Genomic DNA, 17,432 nt, shown 5'->3' on the forward strand with positions numbered 1-17,432 from the left:
GGGCTCTCCTGGAGTGAGCGTGGACAGGGGCAATTATTCGTTTCCAGATCATTATAGGATATTGGTGCGGAACTTGGCGTCGTCCTGTGCAAATTGGGCACGTGGCTCTTCGCAGCGGCACGGACCAGGCGGCGGGAAAAGGGCGGGGTGGGCGTCCCTGCGGTCGCTGAATGCGACACGCCGCGAATGTAGCGGGAATCGCCAATGCGCGTTTGCGGGAGCGGCAACCATCCCAAGAGATGATGGTCGCACGGGCACCGAACGACGGCCTCTCCCGCAAAAATCCTCTATGATGAAGGCTAGGGATCTGGCCCGGAACCTTGCGGATGGCTGCGTCGCCTTCGCGCGCCGTGTCACCGCGCGGGATATGAGCATGACCAATATCGGAACCAGGATTGCACGGCTGCAGGTGCTCGGTGCCGCGCTGTTTTTGCGGTGGCGGCGCTGGTCGTTGGCGGGATGCACCAGACCAGCGTGGCGATGGAGCAGAACCTCGAGGACATCCGCCGTGTTTCAGCGGTGATGGAAGTCGCTGATCTGATTTCCGAAAATCGCGTGGCGCAGGCTTCGTTGCTGCTTGAGGACGGGCAGGCTGCGCGCGCGCTGTTGGCGAAGCGCACCGGCGCGCTAACCGTCGAGCTGGCGCGCTTATGCGCCCTGACGCCGCCCGGTCCACTCAGGCCGATGGTCGATGCCATGGAGAAGGATTGGGACTCATATCAAAAGGCGCAGCAGCGAATGATCGCTATGGACGGGGATGGGCATGCCGCTGACGCGCTTGCCCTTTTCCGCGGGGAGCTACAGAAGAAATACCTCGATTTTGACCGGCAGGCGGATTTTTTGGCCGGCCAGTTTCGTGCCAATGCCGATCGATCCGGGCAAATGGCGACCGGGGTGGCGCACTTCGTCGCGGTGTTTGTACTGTCGTTTTCGGCCGTTGGTTTCCTGGCCCGCTTCCTGGTTCAAATCTTTATTCACCGCCGGGTGGTGCGACCGTTGGTCGACATTACCAAGTCGCTGACGGCACTGGCGTCGGGCAAAACCGACGTCGTGCTGGTTGGCGGCGAGCGGCGTGACGAGATCGGCGCGATGGTGCGGGCGCTGGATGTGTTCCGCGCCCAGGCTCGGCTGATCGAGGCGGAGCATGAGCGGACCCTGGAGGCCCAAGCCCGCGCCGAGCGATTGGCGCGGCACGACTCGTTGACCGGTCTGCCCAATCGGCGCTTCTTTACGGAAGTTCTTGGGCGCATCACTGCGAACGCAGAGCATCCCGCAGCCGTAATGATGATCGATCTGGACCGCTTCAAACCAGTGAACGATATCTATGGGCATGATGCCGGCGACCTCGTGCTGAGCGAGCTCGCGCAACGTTTCATTGCCCACCGCGATGAACTGGGAACGGTCGCCCGGCTTGGCGGAGACGAATTTGCGGTAGTGTTCCCCTCTTCGAACGATCGCAGCCATGCCGCGCGCGTTGCCCAATTGCTCAGCGTCATCATTTCCCGCCCGATTCAACTGGAAGATGCCGTGGTCGAGGTGGGCGCGGCGATCGGCATCGCGCTCTTTCCGCACGATGGGACAAGCCCGGCCGCGCTGCTGCGAGCTGCCGATCTGGCAATGTATCAAGCCAAGACCGGTGGCCAAGGACGCTATCGTTTTTTTCGATCCGTCGATCGAAGACAATGTCCAGGCACGGGCCGCGATGCACATCGACGTCCGGCGTGCGGTTGTCGCCGGAGAAATTGTCCCTTACTATCAGCCTCTTGTGGCTATAGATGGAGGCGGGCTGGTTGGTTTCGAGGTGTTGGCGCGTTGGATCCATCCCGATTGTGGAGTGGTTATGCCCGATGCGTTCATTCCGGTGGCGGATGAAATCGGCGTGCTGACCGACCTTACCTATCGTTTGTTGGAACGGGTTTGCCGGGAAATTCGGGAATGGCCCGACACGCTGACCTTTTCCATTAACTTGGCGCCGAGTCAGTTGCGCGATCCGCAGATTGCGTCGCGACTGATTGCCATCCTGGATCGCTACGGCATCGCACCGCAGCGGATCGAAGTGGAAATCACCGAAAATGCCCTTATCACGGACTTTGGTGCGACCAAGAAGGTATTGAGCCGCCTCCAGAAGCACGGCATCCGCATCGCGCTTGACGATTTCGGGACCGGTTATGCCAGTTTGAACCATCTGCGCGAATTCAAGTTGGACAAGATCAAGATCGATCGGTCCTTCCTGCGCGGGCTCGACCGAGGCAGCAAAAACGAGGGAATCGTGCGCGCCATGATTACGCTCGGGAAAAGCCTTGATCTGGCGATCACCGCCGAGGGCATTGAGGAGATGAGCCAGTGGGCGCATCTGTCGGAATGGGGATGCGATTTTGGCCAAGGCTATCTGTTTGGGAAGGGCATGCCGGCCGGAAAGGCGAAGGCCCTGATCTCCACCGGCGCGCGCGGGCTGAAAGGTGCTCCACGGTCCCCGCTTCGCGTGGCCCAGTTATAGCCCTGAACGCCGTCGCCGACCGCAGATTCAGTCTTCGAAGATTGTGCGCAGGCGTTGCAGCAGGTCCCGCGCGCGCAAGGATTGAGCGCTGGCATCCTTTACGAACCCGGTGATCGTCTCGGGCGAAGAACCCGCCATCAGCGCGATTTGGGCAGCGGCTAGAAAATTGGTCATCGCGGTCATCGGTTGGTTCAGTTCATGCACCAGAAGCGCGACGGTGTCGTCCGATCCAATCGCGTTCGCATCACGCTCGCTCGCCTGCGCGGCATGTGCGCCGTTGCCAAGCCAATCCGAAAGGGTTTGCAAAGAGCAGGCAAACACCCGTTGCCCTTCAATGACCACCTTACTCACCAGCGCGGCGACCGGAATTTCATAACCGTCGCGGTGGCGCGCCATGAAGACCCGACTTTGCGCGACTCGTTCGCCGTCCAGGCTTCCCGCATACTCCGCGATGGTCCTATCGTGGATATGATGATATAGTTGGGGTATCAATTCGTTGATGTTCTGGCCCGGCGCGGTCTTGCCGTCAAAGCCGAACAAAATCTCGGCATGATGATTGGACGATCGCAGGATTCCGCAATCGTCGATCACCATCATCGGAAAAGGGACAATGGCCAGGATGGATCGCGCGATCGCATGATCGCCACCCATGGGCTTATCCGATTCTCGTGCGCCGTTCATCACCGGTCGCTTATAGCTCCGCGATGCAGCGCACCATACATCATATTGGAGCGTGTGTCTGGAACAGATGACACCGCACCGATAGGCGCGATTTTGCGACCCTTGAGCCGAGGCCCCCGCAATTCAAACAATGCGCGGGCGGGTCAATCCACGAGCCCGGCTGCAAAAGCGATGCGCAGCGCGTCGGGTAGGGACCGGACGTGGAGCTTGGTCATCAAGTTGGCGCGATAGACCTTGACCGTGCGCGGGCTGATGTCGAGTTCGTGCGCGATGACCTTGTTGACCTTCCCCGCGATCAAACCCATCAAAACATCGACTTCGCGCGGGGCCAGGCGCGCGATCGATTGCTGTGCGGCAAGGACGCGTGCCGCGTCCGCTTCGACCTTTTGCAAGCGATCATAAGCACGCTCGATGGTGGTGATCAGCGAACCGTGATCATACGGTTTTTCCAGAAAATCGATTGCGCCGGCTTTCATCGCCTCAACGGCCATGCTGATATTGCCATGCCCAGTGATAATGACGCAAATCAGGGGCAAATCGCGCGCGCTAATGGCGGTCAGTACGTCGATCCCGGACGCGCCGGTCATATGCACATCGAGCAGCACGACTCCGGGTTCGAGGGTTTGTGCCGCCGCCAGAAATTCGTCGCCCGAACTGAAGGTGCTGATGATGAATTCAGAGCGCATGTTGAGCAAGGATTGCAGCGATTTACGCACCGGTTCGTCGTCATCGACGATATAAATCTGTTTTAACATGGCTACCCCGCTGGCCGTGGCGAAACTGTTTCCTGAAGCCCTTTATCCCCACGTGGGAACGGCGGCGCGCGGATCACGCCTTGTGCCGGGCAGTCAGAAGAAACAAACTCTCCGAAATAAACGTGATTGATCGAGAGCGATCTATCTTGCGGTGCAGCAATATTGTGCAAATGCACATTGGAGATTTTGACGTCTCCCACGCCGTAAAATGTTCGATCTGAGCGTGATAAAGGTACAACAGATTCGACCCGGCGTTTACGTCGGTGAAATGCACGGACCGAGGACACTTCTCGTAAAACCACATTTCACTATTACACCTAAAAAAAACGCTTTCCATAGCAAAAATGGATGATGCCGTTGGCCAAAAATGGGATTTACTTTAAGGATAAAACTGCTCCCGCGGAGGGTGATCTCACCGTTCAAGCATAGCCAGTGGCCCCGCCGGTTAACTGGGCAGGCCGTTCCTTCCACGACCGCGTTCGTTGATTTCCGGACGCGGAGCTGCAGGACCACCGCGCCAGATTGGGAAGTTTGTCCTTGCGGCTTGGGAGGCATGATCCCGTTCTGAAGGGTGGGTTTGGCTTGCCCGGGATGCCAAACCGAAGCGCTGGCCAGTCACTTGCCGATATGATCGGGCACGGGCGTAGCAGGGGGTTGGGTATCGCAATGTGACTGCCCAGAAACAGCCCTTCGTTCGTCGGGCGATATACGGGTGACCTGACGCCTTGGGTGGAAAGCTGTCGTTGGCCGCGCCTCTGCCGAAGCGGGTCACCAGTGGGGTTTTTCGCCTGCCGCCAGTTCATAGCCATGGTTGTAAGCATCGGTGAAGTCGGCACCTTCCATCTTCGCGCCAGTGAAAATTGTCGCGCAAAGTGCCGATCCCCGAAAGTCAGACCCGGAAAGATCAGCGTCGGTAAAGTCGCAAGTTTTCACGTTCGCGTGGACGACAGCGTTCTTCAGAGAAGCGTTGCGGAACGACGCCGTTACAAAACAGTCAATAATCTCAATATCGTCAAGAATTGCGCCCACGAGAGCGTCCGATCCATCATCGCCAATATCTAAGTTGTGGAAACGCCTCTGCCCCGAGGCATATCTACACAGTAGCTCCGACTGTGTTATATCTTCGTGCACGACTATCATGCCCGCAGCTATATGCTGCTTTGCCCGCCCCTCCAACCCGCCTTTGCGCGCGATCCATCGCACTGCGATGTTGCGTGTAGCTAAATCGAATGTCCGCTATTGGGCGTGATCCGACGCTTGGCACTCGACCCGGCACGTTGCGCCATTGCGCAATGCTGCGCACGCCCAACGCAGCCATGCCAGTATCTCCTGCTACGTCTTGCGGGAAGCCGCTACTGCTGAACGAAGCGGCGCTTTCTGCGCCTGAACGGTCAGTGTTGCGGGGACCAGCGGCATGCCCAGCGCTCCGCTTTCCGCTGCCTCGATCAGAATCGCGCCGCTGCGTTTGCTCGACTGGACGATCACTTGTGCCAGTCCGTTGAACAGCGACCGCTCGCTCCCCTTGTCGCTCTCCAGGCAATTGGGATTGCCGTTGCCGACGCCGATCAGCTTGCCCGCTCCGGACACGCGGAAGCCGAGTTTCTGACTGGCGGTTGGCACCGGACGCCCGCGCGCATCGAGCGCTTCGATCTTTATCAGCGCGACGTCCTCGCCATCGGCATCGATCGTCAGCCGGTCGGCGGTCAGGCGCAGTGACCGCGCCGGGCCGGTTGTCTCGCGCCGCTGCGTCATCACGACGCGCCCCCCACGCCGCCCGCGCGCCTCGATCACGCCGGGCTGATATATGGCTTTCCACGCGACGTGCCCGAGGTGCGGTACCGTCTGGCTGCCGAGGCTGCGACCATTGACCAGCAGTTCGACCTCATCAAGGTTGGAATAGACCCAGATGGCGAGTTCATCCCCCTCGCGGCCCGTCCAGTTCCAGTGCGGGAAAAGGTGGAGCGCCGGCTCCGGACGCCACCATGCCTTGTAGTAATGGAAATAATCCTTCGGAAAGCCGCACATGTCGACGATGCCGAATTGCGAACTGATCGACGGCCATCCATACGGGGTCGGCTCGCCGCGGTAATCGAAACCGGTCCAGGCGAAGCCGCCCGCCAGCCACTCGCGCGCGCCGTAAACGCCCCACCATTGTTCGGGCGTTTCGCCCCAGGGGACCACGCCGTCATAGCTGTTGACGGTGTTCCGCGCCGGGTCGCTGCTATATTCCCCGCGCGTCGAGATCGCGCTCGACGTCTCCGAGCCGAACACCGGTCGGGTCGGATGCTTGCGATGGAATTCGTCGGGCAGCTTGAGATTGTAGTTGAAGCCGATGATGTCGAGCGGGTCGGACACGCCTTGCTCGTTATTGCCGTTGACCGCAGCCGATACGACCCGCGTCGGGTCCAGCGCATGGCAGCGCCGCACCATCGCTGCGGCGATGGCGCTGCCTTGCTTGGCCATGTCGCCCGATTGCAGCAGCCATTCCTCATTGCCGATCGACCAGATGATGATCGAGGGTGAATTGCGGTAGCGCTTCACCATCATTTCGAGCTCCTGCATTCCTTCGGCATTGGAGCTCATCTGGCGCGTCTCGCACATCAGCATGACGCCCATGCGGTCGCACGCCTCGACCCATTCGGGTGTCGGCATGTTGTGCGAGGTACGCACCGCATTGCATCCCATCTCCTGCAGGACGGACAGGCGAAAGGCCTGTAATCGATCGGGCAATGCCGCGCCGACGCCGGCATGGTCGTGATGGTTGCAGGTGCCTTGGATCTTGAGCGGGCGGTCGTTGAGGAAGAAACCGCGGTCGGCCGTGAAGCGCGCGCTCCGCACGCCGAAGGTCAGCCGCTCGGCATCGCGCACCGCTGCACCGCTCAGCACTTTTACGACGGCCGAATAGAGATAGGGCTGGCCGGGTGCCCAGCGCTGCGCGATCGCGATCGTCGCGCTGGCGGTGAAAAGGGCTGAGGTGCCTGCAGCGATGTGCTGCACCGGCGTTGTCGCCGTCGCGACCGTCTGGCCGGCTGCATCGAGGATCGTCCATTCGACCGCGGTGGCGGTCGCCTGCTCGCCCTCATTCTCCACGACCGTCGCCAGTTCGAGCGCGGCACCGTCACCATTTGGCGTTGCGCGTACGACGCTGTCCCATTTGCCGAGATGGAGCGGGTCGATTTTGCGCAGCCAGACGTGCCGGTAGATCCCGGCTCCTTCATAGAACCAGCCATCGCCGAAGCTCGCGTCGACGCGCACCACGACGCAATTGCTGCCGCCATAGACGAGGAAATCGGTCAGATCGAAACGGAACGGCGCATAACCATTATCGTTGCGGCCGATGAAGCACCCGTTGACCAGGACGATCGCGTCGCGCAGCGCGCCATCGAACTCGATCCAGATGCGTCGGCCTCGATCGCTTTCGGCCACGTCGAACAGGCGACGATACCAGCCGACGCTGGTCTCGGGATAGCGCCGACCGAGCGGTTTATAGCCGTGCGAGCGCAGCTTGCTGTCGCCCTCGCCGCCCTCGTCGTTGACGAAGGGCAATTCGACCGCCCAATCGTGCGGCAGGTCGATCATGCGCCAGCCACCGTCATCATAGGCGGCCTTGGCAATCTTGAAATCGCCGGTCTTGGCGAAGTCGGCCTGTCCCGCGCCATAGCCGAAATCCTTGGCGGGATCGCTCGCATGGCCGAATGCAAAGCGCCAGCCAAAGTCGAACAGGGACTCTTCGCGCGGCGATATCCCCGTGTTCGGGCGCTGCTTGGATGCGGTCGTGGGGACAGGCGCAGCCATGCTGGCGGTTGGCAGCAGCGCGGCTGCCGACATCACCAAACCGTCTCCTATAACTTCTCGACGAGAGCGATCATGCATCAGAATTTCTCCGCGCCCGTAGCTTTGCGTCCATTGCGAAGGTCGCGCCGTTAAAGCGTCCCACGTCGCGCCAGATGAGAAAGCGTAGGGCAACCAGGCGAGAACCGCCAGATCTGTCGCCTCGTAAAGGCAGGCAAACGTGTCGGTGCGCGAAGCCGCAGCAGTGGAATGATGTGCTTTTCTTGTAGGAGTATTGACTCTGGATGCGTAGGCTGCCCTCAACACCAAATGCCGGGCGAGCGGCGGGGGGAGGGATGATGCGGACACTGTCGAGCGTGGTGGGCTGTGCGGCACTGCTCCCCTGCCATGCTGCTCCGACGGCGGTTCCACGCGTTGCGCCAGCAAAAACGCAGGGCGCGGTCGTGAGGGTTATACCCCGAGCTATGGTACTTCCGGGAGATAGATCTGCCATGCGATCATTACACCGACTATTCGCGACCGTACTACTGCCGATGTCCGTGCCGATCCCTGCCGCCGTTCTGGCGGCAAGCCCGGCGCTCGCGCAGTCGGTGGCGGCACCGACTGGCCTCGACCCGCTCGGGCAGATGCAGTTGGCGGCACCGGCATCGGACGCGGCGTTCCACTATCGGCGGCTGCGCGGCGGCGTGCAGTTCATGCTGGGCGCGTCACCAAATCGGTGATTTTCTACGCACCGGGCGTGGTGCGGGTGAACGCCAATCTCGGCCAATCCTATTGGACGCAGCGCAGCCTCGTCGTGATCCGCGAGCCCGGCGCGGTGCCGTTCACGCTGCGCGAAAGCGCTGACACGCTGGAGCTCGTCGGGCAAAAGCTGCGCGTTGCGATCGACACGCACACCGGCGCGGTGCGCTATTATGACCCTTCGGGTCGCTTGCTGACGCGGGAGAAGGACGACGCGCCGCAATCGATCGACAAGCGGATCATTTCCAACGCCCCGACCTATGAGGTGGAAAATCGTTTCACGCTCAAGCCCGATGAAGGCATTTACGGCTTCGGCTTCACCAGTGACGACGAGATCAACCGGCGCGGCAAGGATCTGCTCCTCGTCCAGACCAATGTCGGCATCATCATCCCGGTGATGGTCTCGACCGAGCGGTACGGCGTGCTGTGGGACACCTATTCGCAGATGCGCTTCAAGGATGATGCCGATGGCGCGCGGTTATGGGCGGAAAGCGCGCCGGGCGGCGTCGATTATTACTTCATGGCCGGCGACACGATGGACGGGGTCGTCGGTGCCTATCGCTGGTTGACCGGCGATGCGCCGATGTTCCCCAAACAGGCGTTCGGGCTGTTCATGAGCAAGGAGCGCTACCCGACGCAAGAGCGCATCGTCGATGTCGCGCGGGCGTTCCGCAAGGAAGGCTTTCCACTCGATTACATCGTGCAGGACTGGCAATATTGGGGCAGCGACAAGGACGGAAGCTGGTCGGGCATGATCTGGGACCCGAAGCGCTATCCCGACCCGGTGGCGATGAGCCGGGAAATTCATGATCTGCACATGAAATTGATGGTGTCGATCTGGCCATCGGTCGGCGACGACACCGCGCTCGCGCACGATCTCGATCGGTATGATCTGCGGTTTGCACCGGAACACTGGATCTCGAAGCACGCGCGCGTCTACGACGCGTACAGCCCGAGGGGCCGCCAGATCTATTTCAAATACGTCAAGTCAGGCCTGCTCGACAAAGGCGTCGATGCGCTGTGGATGGACGGCACCGAGGTCGAGGTCAGCTCGGCGATGTGGAATCCGGTCGACAATGTCCGCGACACCAAGGCGCTCGGCCGCAATGCGATGGGCGATTTTACGCGCTATCTGAACCCCTATTCGCTGCTGACCACGCAAGGCACCTATGACGGCGAGCGCGCGACCGGCGACAAGCGCGTCTTCACGCTGACGCGTTCGGCCTGGGCGGGGGCACAACGCACGGCGGCGGCATCCTGGTCGGGCGACATCTATGCCAATTGGAAGACGTTCGCACAGCAGGTGTCGGGCGGTCTCAACGTCACGATCACCGGCAATCCGTATTGGACGCAGGACACTGGCGGGTTCTTCGTCAGCGATTTTCCCGGTGGCGAGAAGAACCCGGCATGGCGCGAACTGTTCGCGCGCTGGTTCCAATATGCGACCTTCAACCCGATCATGCGCGTGCACGGCACCAACGTCGAACGCGAGCCATATATCTTCAAGACGCTCGATCCGGCGGTGTACAAGACCCTGCTCGACAGCGTGCATCTGCGCTATCAATTGCTGCCCTATATCTACAGCCTGAGCGCACAGGTGACGTCCGCTGGCTATACGCTGATGCGCGCGCTGCCGATGGACTTTCCGGACGATGCCGCGACGCGCAACATCAATGACAGCTTCATGTTCGGATCGGCGTTTCTCGTCCATCCGGTGACGCGGGCGATGTACAATATCCTGCCCTCGGAAGCGGGCACCGTGCCGACCGAGTGCTTGCGCACTGCCGACGGGAAAGCCGGGTTGAGTGTGCAATATTTCGTCGGCGAGGATTTCGAAAAGGCGGGCGGCGTGGTGTCCGATGCGAAGATCGACCACACCTGGCCCGATCCGCCGCTTGCCGAACTGCCGCCGGGCCTGACCTCGCTTAGCCACTTCTCCGCACGCTGGCAGGGCGAGTTGATCGCGCCTGAAGATGGCGAGTATGAGATCGGGGTGACCGGCAACGATGGTATGCGGCTATTCCTTGGCGGCAAGCTGGCGATCGACGACTGGAAGCGCAGTGCCACGCGCTCGCGCGTGGTGCGCTACACGCTCAAGCAAGGCGAACGGCTGCCGGTGCGGCTTGAATTCTTCCACCCCGAGGGCGGGCGCGTCTTCCGTTTTATCTGGCGCACCCCGAGCGAGCTGAAGCGGGATGCCGCGATCCTGAGTGCGCCGCGCGACCTGACCATGCGGACCTACCTGCCGCGCGGGAACGACTGGTATGATTTCTGGACCAACCAGCGCTACCCCGGCGGCGTGACCGCTGCCCGCGAAGCGCCGCTCGACGTAATTCCCCTCTATGTCCGCGCCGGGGCGATCGTCCCGATGGGGCCCGTGCTGCAATATGCGACCGAGCGGCCCGATGCCCCTTATGAGATCCGCGTCTATCCGGGAGCGGACGGTCGCTTCACGCTCTATGAAGACGACAACGAGACCTATGCCTATGAGAAAGGGCAGTCGGCGCAATATGATCTGGTGTGGGACGACGCCAAGCGGACGCTGATGATCGGCGCGCGGCGCGGGGCCTTCCCCGGCATGGTGCGGCAACGGACGTTAAAGGTCATCGTCGTCGACCGCGGGGGTGACGAAAGGGCTGGGCAAGAGGATACGCGAACCCTCCGGTATGACGGAGGTGCGGTCAGTCTCCATTTCGATCGCACGGGTTGAGGCAACCCGCTAACCGTGCCGGAAGGCGCACGGCAACAGGACGTTGCGCGTTCCCAAAGATCGCTCGACCGCACTCTCGCGATACCCGCGGGCCTGCCGGGAGCCGACAAGCTGAATCAAATCTCGCTCCGTTTTGAAATCCTGCAAGCGATTCCAACGCTTAAAAACGGGTATCAGTGGTCCAATTCCGGGGAGTTTTTTTTATAGTTACAAATTAACCACACTGCCAATGAAACGACCTGTCGCTTTCATTGCCCCTTGCGGCAACCGTGCCGATTGTTTCACCATCCTGTCATAAACCCGGAGAGGATGTCGCAAAGACGACAAACGGGGAAACAATCATGCTCAAAGCTATCTCGCCTTACTATCTCGGTGCCGCCATTGTTGCGCTCGCGGCCGGCATTTCGACCGCTCCAGCGTCCGCGCAAATCGCGCCCGGGAGCGCGGCTGCCTCCGACCAGGATATTGTCGTCACCGGATCGCGCATTCGCCGCAGCCCGCTTGACCAGGACAAGCCGGTCGTCACCGTCGATCAGGCCGCGATCGCGCGCACTGGCCTGAGCTCGGTCGCCGACGTGCTGCAGCGCTTGCCGAGCGCCGGCGGGGGGCTCAACACCAAGGTCAACAATGCCGGCAATATCGGTGGTCCGCCCGACGGCACCGGCGTGAGCTCGGGCGCGGCGGAAATCGACCTGCGCTATCTCGGTGCCAAGCGCACGCTCGTGCTGGTCGACGGCCTGCGCTACGTCAACGGTTCGTCAGCGGGTGGCATCCCGGCATCGGTCGATCTCAACGAGATCCCGATGAACTCGATCGAACGGATCGAAGTGCTGCAATCGGGCGCGTCGCCGCTCTACGGCACCGATGCGGTGGCCGGTGTGGTCAACATCATCACCAAGCAGGCGCAGAAGGGGCTGCAGGCCAACGCCCAGTTCGGCACCTTCCGCCAGGGCGACGGCCATACCCAGAATTACGAGCTCAGCTACGGCATCCAGAAGCCCGAAAGCGGCACCTCGGTCGTGTTCGGTGGCTATTACACCAAGCAGGAAGCGGTCAGCACCGGCAATCGGGCGATTTCGCAATTCCCGGCGTCGGGGGCGGTGTCGTGCCAGGATCCGGCCTTTGCCGCGACCGGTGGTGTCGGGTGCAGCGGCTCGCCGCCGCTCGGGCGCTACCGCGTGCTGGGCCAGAACCTGACGCTCAAGGCACCCGTCGTCGGGCGCACCACGACGCTGGCCGATTTCAAGACCTTCACCGATGCCGACCGTTTCAACTTCGCCCCGTTCAACTATCTGCTGACACCGTCGGAGCGCTACGGCGGATTCCTGAACTTCAAGCAGGCGCTGGGCGACAGCGTGAACATGCGGGTGAAGCTGGTCTATAACCACCGCCATTCGACCACCGAGGCGGCGTTCCTGCCGCTTGTGATCGGGCCGGGCGCGGGCAACGGCAATTTGCTCGACCGCATCTCGGTCGATGCCAGCAATCCCTACAATCCGTTTGGCGTCACGCTGTCCTCGGGCGTCAACCTCGACGGCACGCCGTCGGGCGTGCCCGCCAATTACGTCGCGATCAATCGTCGCTTCGTCGAGGGCGGCCAGCGCGTCTTCACGCAGGATGTCGATACCTTCTCGGGAACGGTGACGCTCGACGGCTCGTTCCACATCGGCGACCATAAGTGGTTCTGGGATGCGAACGCGGTCTATGGCCTCAACGACGCGCACCAGCTCTTCACCGGCAACGTCAATGCCGCCAAGCTCGCACAAGCGCTCGGGCCGGTATCGCAATGCACCGGTGCGTGCGTGCCGTTCAACATCTTCGGCGGGGCGACGGTCGGCGGCGCGGGCTCGATCACCCCGGCGATGCTCGCCTTCGTGACCTTCAACGAGCGCGACAAGAGCCAACAGGAGCTCAACGATTTCAGCGCCAACCTGTCGGGCTCGCTGTTCACACTGCCCGCCGGCGATGTCGGCCTGGCGATCGGCTATGAACATCGCGATCAGGGGGCGAGCTACGACCCCGATCCCGTCATCGTCGCCGGGCTCGGTGCCGACGTGCCGACCCAGCCAAGCCGCGGCCGCTTCAACGTCAACGAAATCTATGGCGAGCTTCGCGTCCCGATCCTGACCGACACGGCGTTCTTCCAGAAACTCGAATTCGACGGCGCGGTGCGCCACTCGAACTATTCGACCTTTGGCGGCAACACGGTCTTCACCGCGTCGGGGCTGTGGAAGCCGGTTTCCGACCTGCTGTTCCGCGGCGGCTATGCCGAGAGCCTGCGCGCGCCGAGCATCGGCGAACTCCACGCCGGTGCCTCGCGGTCCGACCAGACGATCCAGGATCCGTGCACCAGCGGCCTGGGCGGCTCGTTCCAGACGAACGCGACCGTGAAGGCGAATTGCATCGCCAATGGGGTGCCCGCGAACGGCAGCTATGCCGAGCCGGCCGGCCAGATCGGCGTCTTTTCGGGCGGCAACATCAACCTCAAGCCCGAAACCGCGAAGACCTGGACTGCGGGGGGCGTCTACAGCCCGTCCTGGGCACGTGGCGGTTTGGCCAGCGTGCTTAGCCTCGAGGTCAATTATTACGCGATCAGCCTGAAGAACGCGATCGACTCGGCACCGGCATCGCTGATCCTCTCGCGCTGTGCGTTCAACGCCGATGCCGCGAGCTGCGCGCTGATCAAGCGCACGACCGTCGGCACCATCGCATCGGTCGGTGCCGTCCTGCAGAACCTGAACTCGATCAAGACCAACGGACTCGACGGCACCTTGCTCTATCGCACCCCGCGGTTCCGCGGCGGCACCGCTGGCCTCAGCGTCAATGCCGCATATCTGCTGAAATATGACGCGCTGCTGCCTACCGGCTTGCAGAAATGCGTCGGAACCGAGCGTTGCCTGTCGGTCGATCAGGCCTTTCCTCGCTTCAAGCTCAACAGCACGGTCGACTTCGCGACGCCGTATTTCGGGGCGTCGTTCACCGGCCGCTACATCAGCGCCGTCACCGAAAGCGATGCGACCAAGCACCGCATGACGCCAACTTTCTATGGCGATGTGCAACTGTATCTGTCGGCAGACTGGATGCAAAAGTTCAAGCTGGTCGCAGGCGTCAACAACGTCTTCAACAAGCAACCGCCCGTCTGCATCACTTGCGACGGCGCGAACTTCGACACGACGACCTACGATGTGCCCGGACAGTTCGGTTATTTGCGGCTGTCATACGGCTTCTGAGCCAACCGGCCACCTGGCCGATGAGTCCTGCGCGGTGTTCTTCACCGCGCAGGCACAGCCCCACGAAACGATCTGCAACGGCGTGTGACCGCGCCGATCAGCATCAAGGTCGGCGCGCAAGGCCTGTCAGGCCCTGCGCGCCGGTCGGTGTGAACGCCTCAGAACTGATACGAGACCTTTACTGTCGCAGTACGGCCGGAGTCGACGATCGAACCGATGGTTGAGCTGGAGCGACCGATGGTGGCATAATAGCTACGCTGGTTGGTCAAATTCGACAGCGCGGCTTCGAACTTGGCGCGACCATAGCGATAGGCGACGTGAAGATCGAGCTGGCTGTTGGCCCGCACCCAGCCGTCCAGGTCGCTCTTCCCGTCAAGTACCGCATATTGATACACGTAGGAGCCGATGTAGCGATACGAGAAATCGGCCTCGAACCCGCCAAGCACATAGGACAATTGGGCGTTGCCGGTCAGGTTGGGCTGGTTGAGCAAACGTTCGTTGCTCGACAGGCCGCCCTTGGGGTCGACGCTGGACCCTTCGAGGGTGACGTTACCCGACAGGATGAAATTGCCCGGAATACTGGGCGCGGCACCGAGCATGGTCGAGGCGGCGAGTTCCAGCCCGTAGACGTCGCCCGATCCGCCATTGACCGGCTGCGAAATGGTGGTCGAGCCATTTTCCTTCGAGCTGGTGACGTTGGTGAAGCTGTTCACCCGCGAATAGGTGAAATTGGTGATGTGCTTGTAGAAGCCGCTGATCGAGGCAGAGCTCTTGGTATTGAAGAACTCCGCAGAGGCATCAAGGTTGGTGGCGTCGAGCGCCTTCAGATTGGGGTTGCCCATGGTGATCGAGGTGGTTCCGCCCGCTTCGGCACCCCCGCTCGACCGGTTGATGCGCTGACCACCGGCAAGTTGGAAGAAGGACGGGGCGACATAGGAGCGCGAGACCGAAAAACGATACACGCTGTTGCCGGTGGGCCGATAATTGACCGCGAAGCTCGGCAGAACCTTGTCGTAGGTTGTTTTGCTCGATGCAAAATTGCCGGCGATCTCCGCACCGGTGCCGTCGGTGGGCAGCACCCAGAAGGTATTGGTGATGCCGGTATGCTCGTAACGCAGGCCCGCCAGAATTTCGGCCTTCCCGGCCTCAAACGTCCCCATCGCATAAAGCGAGGTGATGCGTTCATGTCCGGTCTGCGTGTTACAATTTTGGTTGTTGACGTTCTTGATCGCCGGATTGGGATCATTGCAACTGTCGTCTGCGGCTGCGAACGAACCGTAGGTCGCGAGGATCGCCTTGTTGAACACCTGGTCATATGCAGCGCGGTCGATCAGCGGGGCCGCGAAATTGTAAACGCCCGGCACGATCGATGGCACGCTCCCGCCGAAGATCCCCAGAGTGGTCCAATTTATCTCGGCACCAGCAGCGTTGTAGACCCGCGGCGTATAATAGTCGTTGTAGGTATGCTTGCGATAGGCATCGCGATATTTGGCACCAAAGCTGATGGTTTTGAGAAAGTCGCCATCAAAATTGACGTCAGCATCGAATTTTGCGCCATATTTGCTCTGGTTGCTAAATTCCGCCGAGAGATCGCCGTAGCGACGGGCGTTATAATTGGCGATGTCGTTGATATAGGCATATTGCGCCGCCGATCCGATCAGCAGCGGAATCCCGTTCTGGTAGGTGAACATGGTCGAGCCGCTATACGGGAGAGCCGTACCGCTATTAGGTTTGCGTGCCGAAATTTCCGCGTGGTCGGGTGCGTTATATTCGCCATAGCTGAAGAAGATGTTGGGCCGCAGCGTCAGTTGGCCGAACGTGATCTTGCCGCCGAACTGCGCGGTCGCCAGCAACGCCTGTTCGGGTGAGGTGGTGTAATAATAACGCGGACGGATCGCGCCGATGCTCGGCGCGTAAACGCCGCTGGTGCCGATCTGGGTCTGGCCGATGCTGTCCCCGTAAATCTGCGCGTAATAGGAATTCTGCGTGATCTCGTTCTGGGCATAAGTGCCACGCAGATACCAGCTTTGGGTATCGCTCGGGGCCCAGTCGAGCGAGATGCTGCCGCCGTAGCGCTGGTTGGTGCCCTGGGTGAACCCGGCATTCACACCGGTGGAAGTAAGATTCTGCGCGGGCGACAGACCCGAGGCGCTGGTGCCGTCCTTATTCTGGCTGGCATAGGCCCATTGGCCGTTGGTCGCCGCCGGGTAGACACCGTCGATGATCGTGTTGGTGAAGTTGGAGCGGTCATAATAGCCGCCGACATAGAGGGTGAACGCCTTCGACGCGCCAAAACCATGTGCGAATTCAAGCGAGGCGGTTTCGCCATCGGCCTTCTGGCCATAGTCCCGCGCGCGCGTGTTGAGGCGGCCGGTCACCGATACGTTGAACGCGGAGCTGTTCTCGAAATCCGCCGCGGTCGGCGTGCGGAAATCGATCGAGCCGCCAATCGCGCCGCCGTCTTCCGTGGCGAGGAAGGATTTGTTGACCACCACGCGGTGCATGCCGCTGGGCGGCAGCAGGTTGAGCGGCACCTGCCGGCTGAACGGCATACCCTGCGCGCCTTCGACGCCATTGATGAGGTTGATGTTATATTCAGCCGCCATGCCACGCAGCGAGACGTAATTGCCCTGCCCGCGACCGGCGATATCGACGAACACGCTGTTGGTGTTGCCCTGGCCGCCGTTGAATACGGATACGCCCGGCAGACGTGCGAGCGCCTCAGCGATGTTCACATCGGGCGCGCGCTCGATCGTTTCGGGGGAGAGTACCGCGATGGCGTTGGGCGACGCTACCTGCTCTTGCGCCGGGCTCTGCGCGACCTTGCGATTGCCGGTGACGACGATCGTTTTGGAGCTGGTTGTATCGGACTCCGGCTCAGCCTCGGTCGGCTTGGTGGTTTGGGCGTGGAGGGCGATCGGCATCGTAAACACCGATGCGACCAACATGGATTTCAACGTCAGGCGATAATTTTTCACGGCGACCCCCAAAAGGAAAAACCCCGTCGGGCAGGCTGCGAAGCGTTT

General features: G+C 61.3%; 10 protein-coding genes. 5 read left to right on the forward strand and 5 right to left on the reverse strand.

The annotated features are described in order from the left end of the window. Positions 1 to 435: 435 nt before the first annotated feature. Together NW75_RS22650 and NW75_RS22655 are read left to right on the forward strand one after the other, a co-directional pair. Positions 436 to 1,872: a diguanylate cyclase domain-containing protein gene (locus NW75_RS22650; protein WP_052192083.1), complete on the forward strand. Its 1,437-nt coding sequence runs from the start codon at positions 436 to 438 to the stop codon at positions 1,870 to 1,872. Next, the gene (locus NW75_RS22655) at positions 1,766 to 2,497 is read left to right on the forward strand and encodes an EAL domain-containing protein (protein ID WP_231564909.1); all 732 of its coding nucleotides are present in this window, start codon (positions 1,766 to 1,768) and stop codon (positions 2,495 to 2,497) included. Before NW75_RS22650 ends, NW75_RS22655 begins: the two co-directional genes overlap by 107 nt. Before the next feature lie 27 nt (positions 2,498 to 2,524). Here the strand turns inward: NW75_RS22655 and NW75_RS02965 are convergent, their stop codons facing one another. The 4 genes from NW75_RS02965 to galA form a co-directional block, all read right to left on the reverse strand. Continuing rightward, the gene (locus tag NW75_RS02965; RefSeq protein ID WP_033963662.1) at positions 2,525 to 3,178 is read right to left on the reverse strand and encodes a PAS domain S-box protein; all 654 of its coding nucleotides are present in this window, start codon (positions 3,176 to 3,178) and stop codon (positions 2,525 to 2,527) included. Positions 3,179 to 3,321: 143 nt separating this feature from the next. Next, positions 3,322 to 3,933 carry a response regulator transcription factor gene (locus NW75_RS02970; RefSeq protein ID WP_033963663.1) on the reverse strand — a complete coding sequence of 204 codons (612 nt, stop codon included), beginning with the start codon at positions 3,931 to 3,933 and terminating at the stop codon, positions 3,322 to 3,324. 768 nt (positions 3,934 to 4,701) lie between these two features. Continuing rightward, positions 4,702 to 4,962, reverse strand: a complete 261-nt coding sequence (locus NW75_RS02975) for a pentapeptide repeat-containing protein (protein WP_171010598.1) — start codon at positions 4,960 to 4,962, stop codon at positions 4,702 to 4,704. A 303-nt stretch (positions 4,963 to 5,265) separates the two neighbouring features. Then, the gene (gene galA, locus NW75_RS02980; RefSeq protein ID WP_231564921.1) at positions 5,266 to 7,761 is read right to left on the reverse strand and encodes a beta-galactosidase GalA; all 2,496 of its coding nucleotides are present in this window, start codon (positions 7,759 to 7,761) and stop codon (positions 5,266 to 5,268) included. Between the two features lie 497 nt (positions 7,762 to 8,258). Here galA and NW75_RS24895 point away from each other — a divergent pair, with 497 nt between their 5' ends. The 3 genes from NW75_RS24895 to NW75_RS02990 all read left to right on the forward strand — a co-directional run bounded on the left by NW75_RS24895 (position 8,259) and on the right by NW75_RS02990 (position 14,406). Further along, positions 8,259 to 8,447 carry a hypothetical protein gene (locus NW75_RS24895; protein WP_197057697.1) on the forward strand — a complete coding sequence of 63 codons (189 nt, stop codon included), beginning with the start codon at positions 8,259 to 8,261 and terminating at the stop codon, positions 8,445 to 8,447. Continuing rightward, the gene (locus NW75_RS02985; RefSeq protein WP_197057698.1) at positions 8,444 to 11,176 is read left to right on the forward strand and encodes a glycoside hydrolase family 31 protein; all 2,733 of its coding nucleotides are present in this window, start codon (positions 8,444 to 8,446) and stop codon (positions 11,174 to 11,176) included. The genes NW75_RS24895 and NW75_RS02985 overlap by 4 nt, the downstream gene beginning before the upstream one ends. 341 nt (positions 11,177 to 11,517) lie before the next feature. Beyond that, positions 11,518 to 14,406 (forward strand): TonB-dependent receptor domain-containing protein, encoded by a 2,889-nt coding sequence (locus tag NW75_RS02990; protein ID WP_033963667.1) that lies wholly within the window; start codon positions 11,518 to 11,520, stop codon positions 14,404 to 14,406. A gap of 158 nt (positions 14,407 to 14,564) precedes the next feature. Here NW75_RS02990 and NW75_RS02995 read toward each other — a convergent pair whose 3' ends face one another. After that, positions 14,565 to 17,384: a TonB-dependent receptor gene (locus tag NW75_RS02995; protein WP_137903194.1), complete on the reverse strand. Its 2,820-nt coding sequence runs from the start codon at positions 17,382 to 17,384 to the stop codon at positions 14,565 to 14,567. Between the last annotated feature and the right edge of the window lie 48 nt (positions 17,385 to 17,432).

Source organism: Sphingomonas sp. Ant H11, from assembly GCF_000797515.1.
Taxonomy (GTDB): Bacteria; Pseudomonadota; Alphaproteobacteria; order Sphingomonadales; family Sphingomonadaceae; genus Sphingomonas.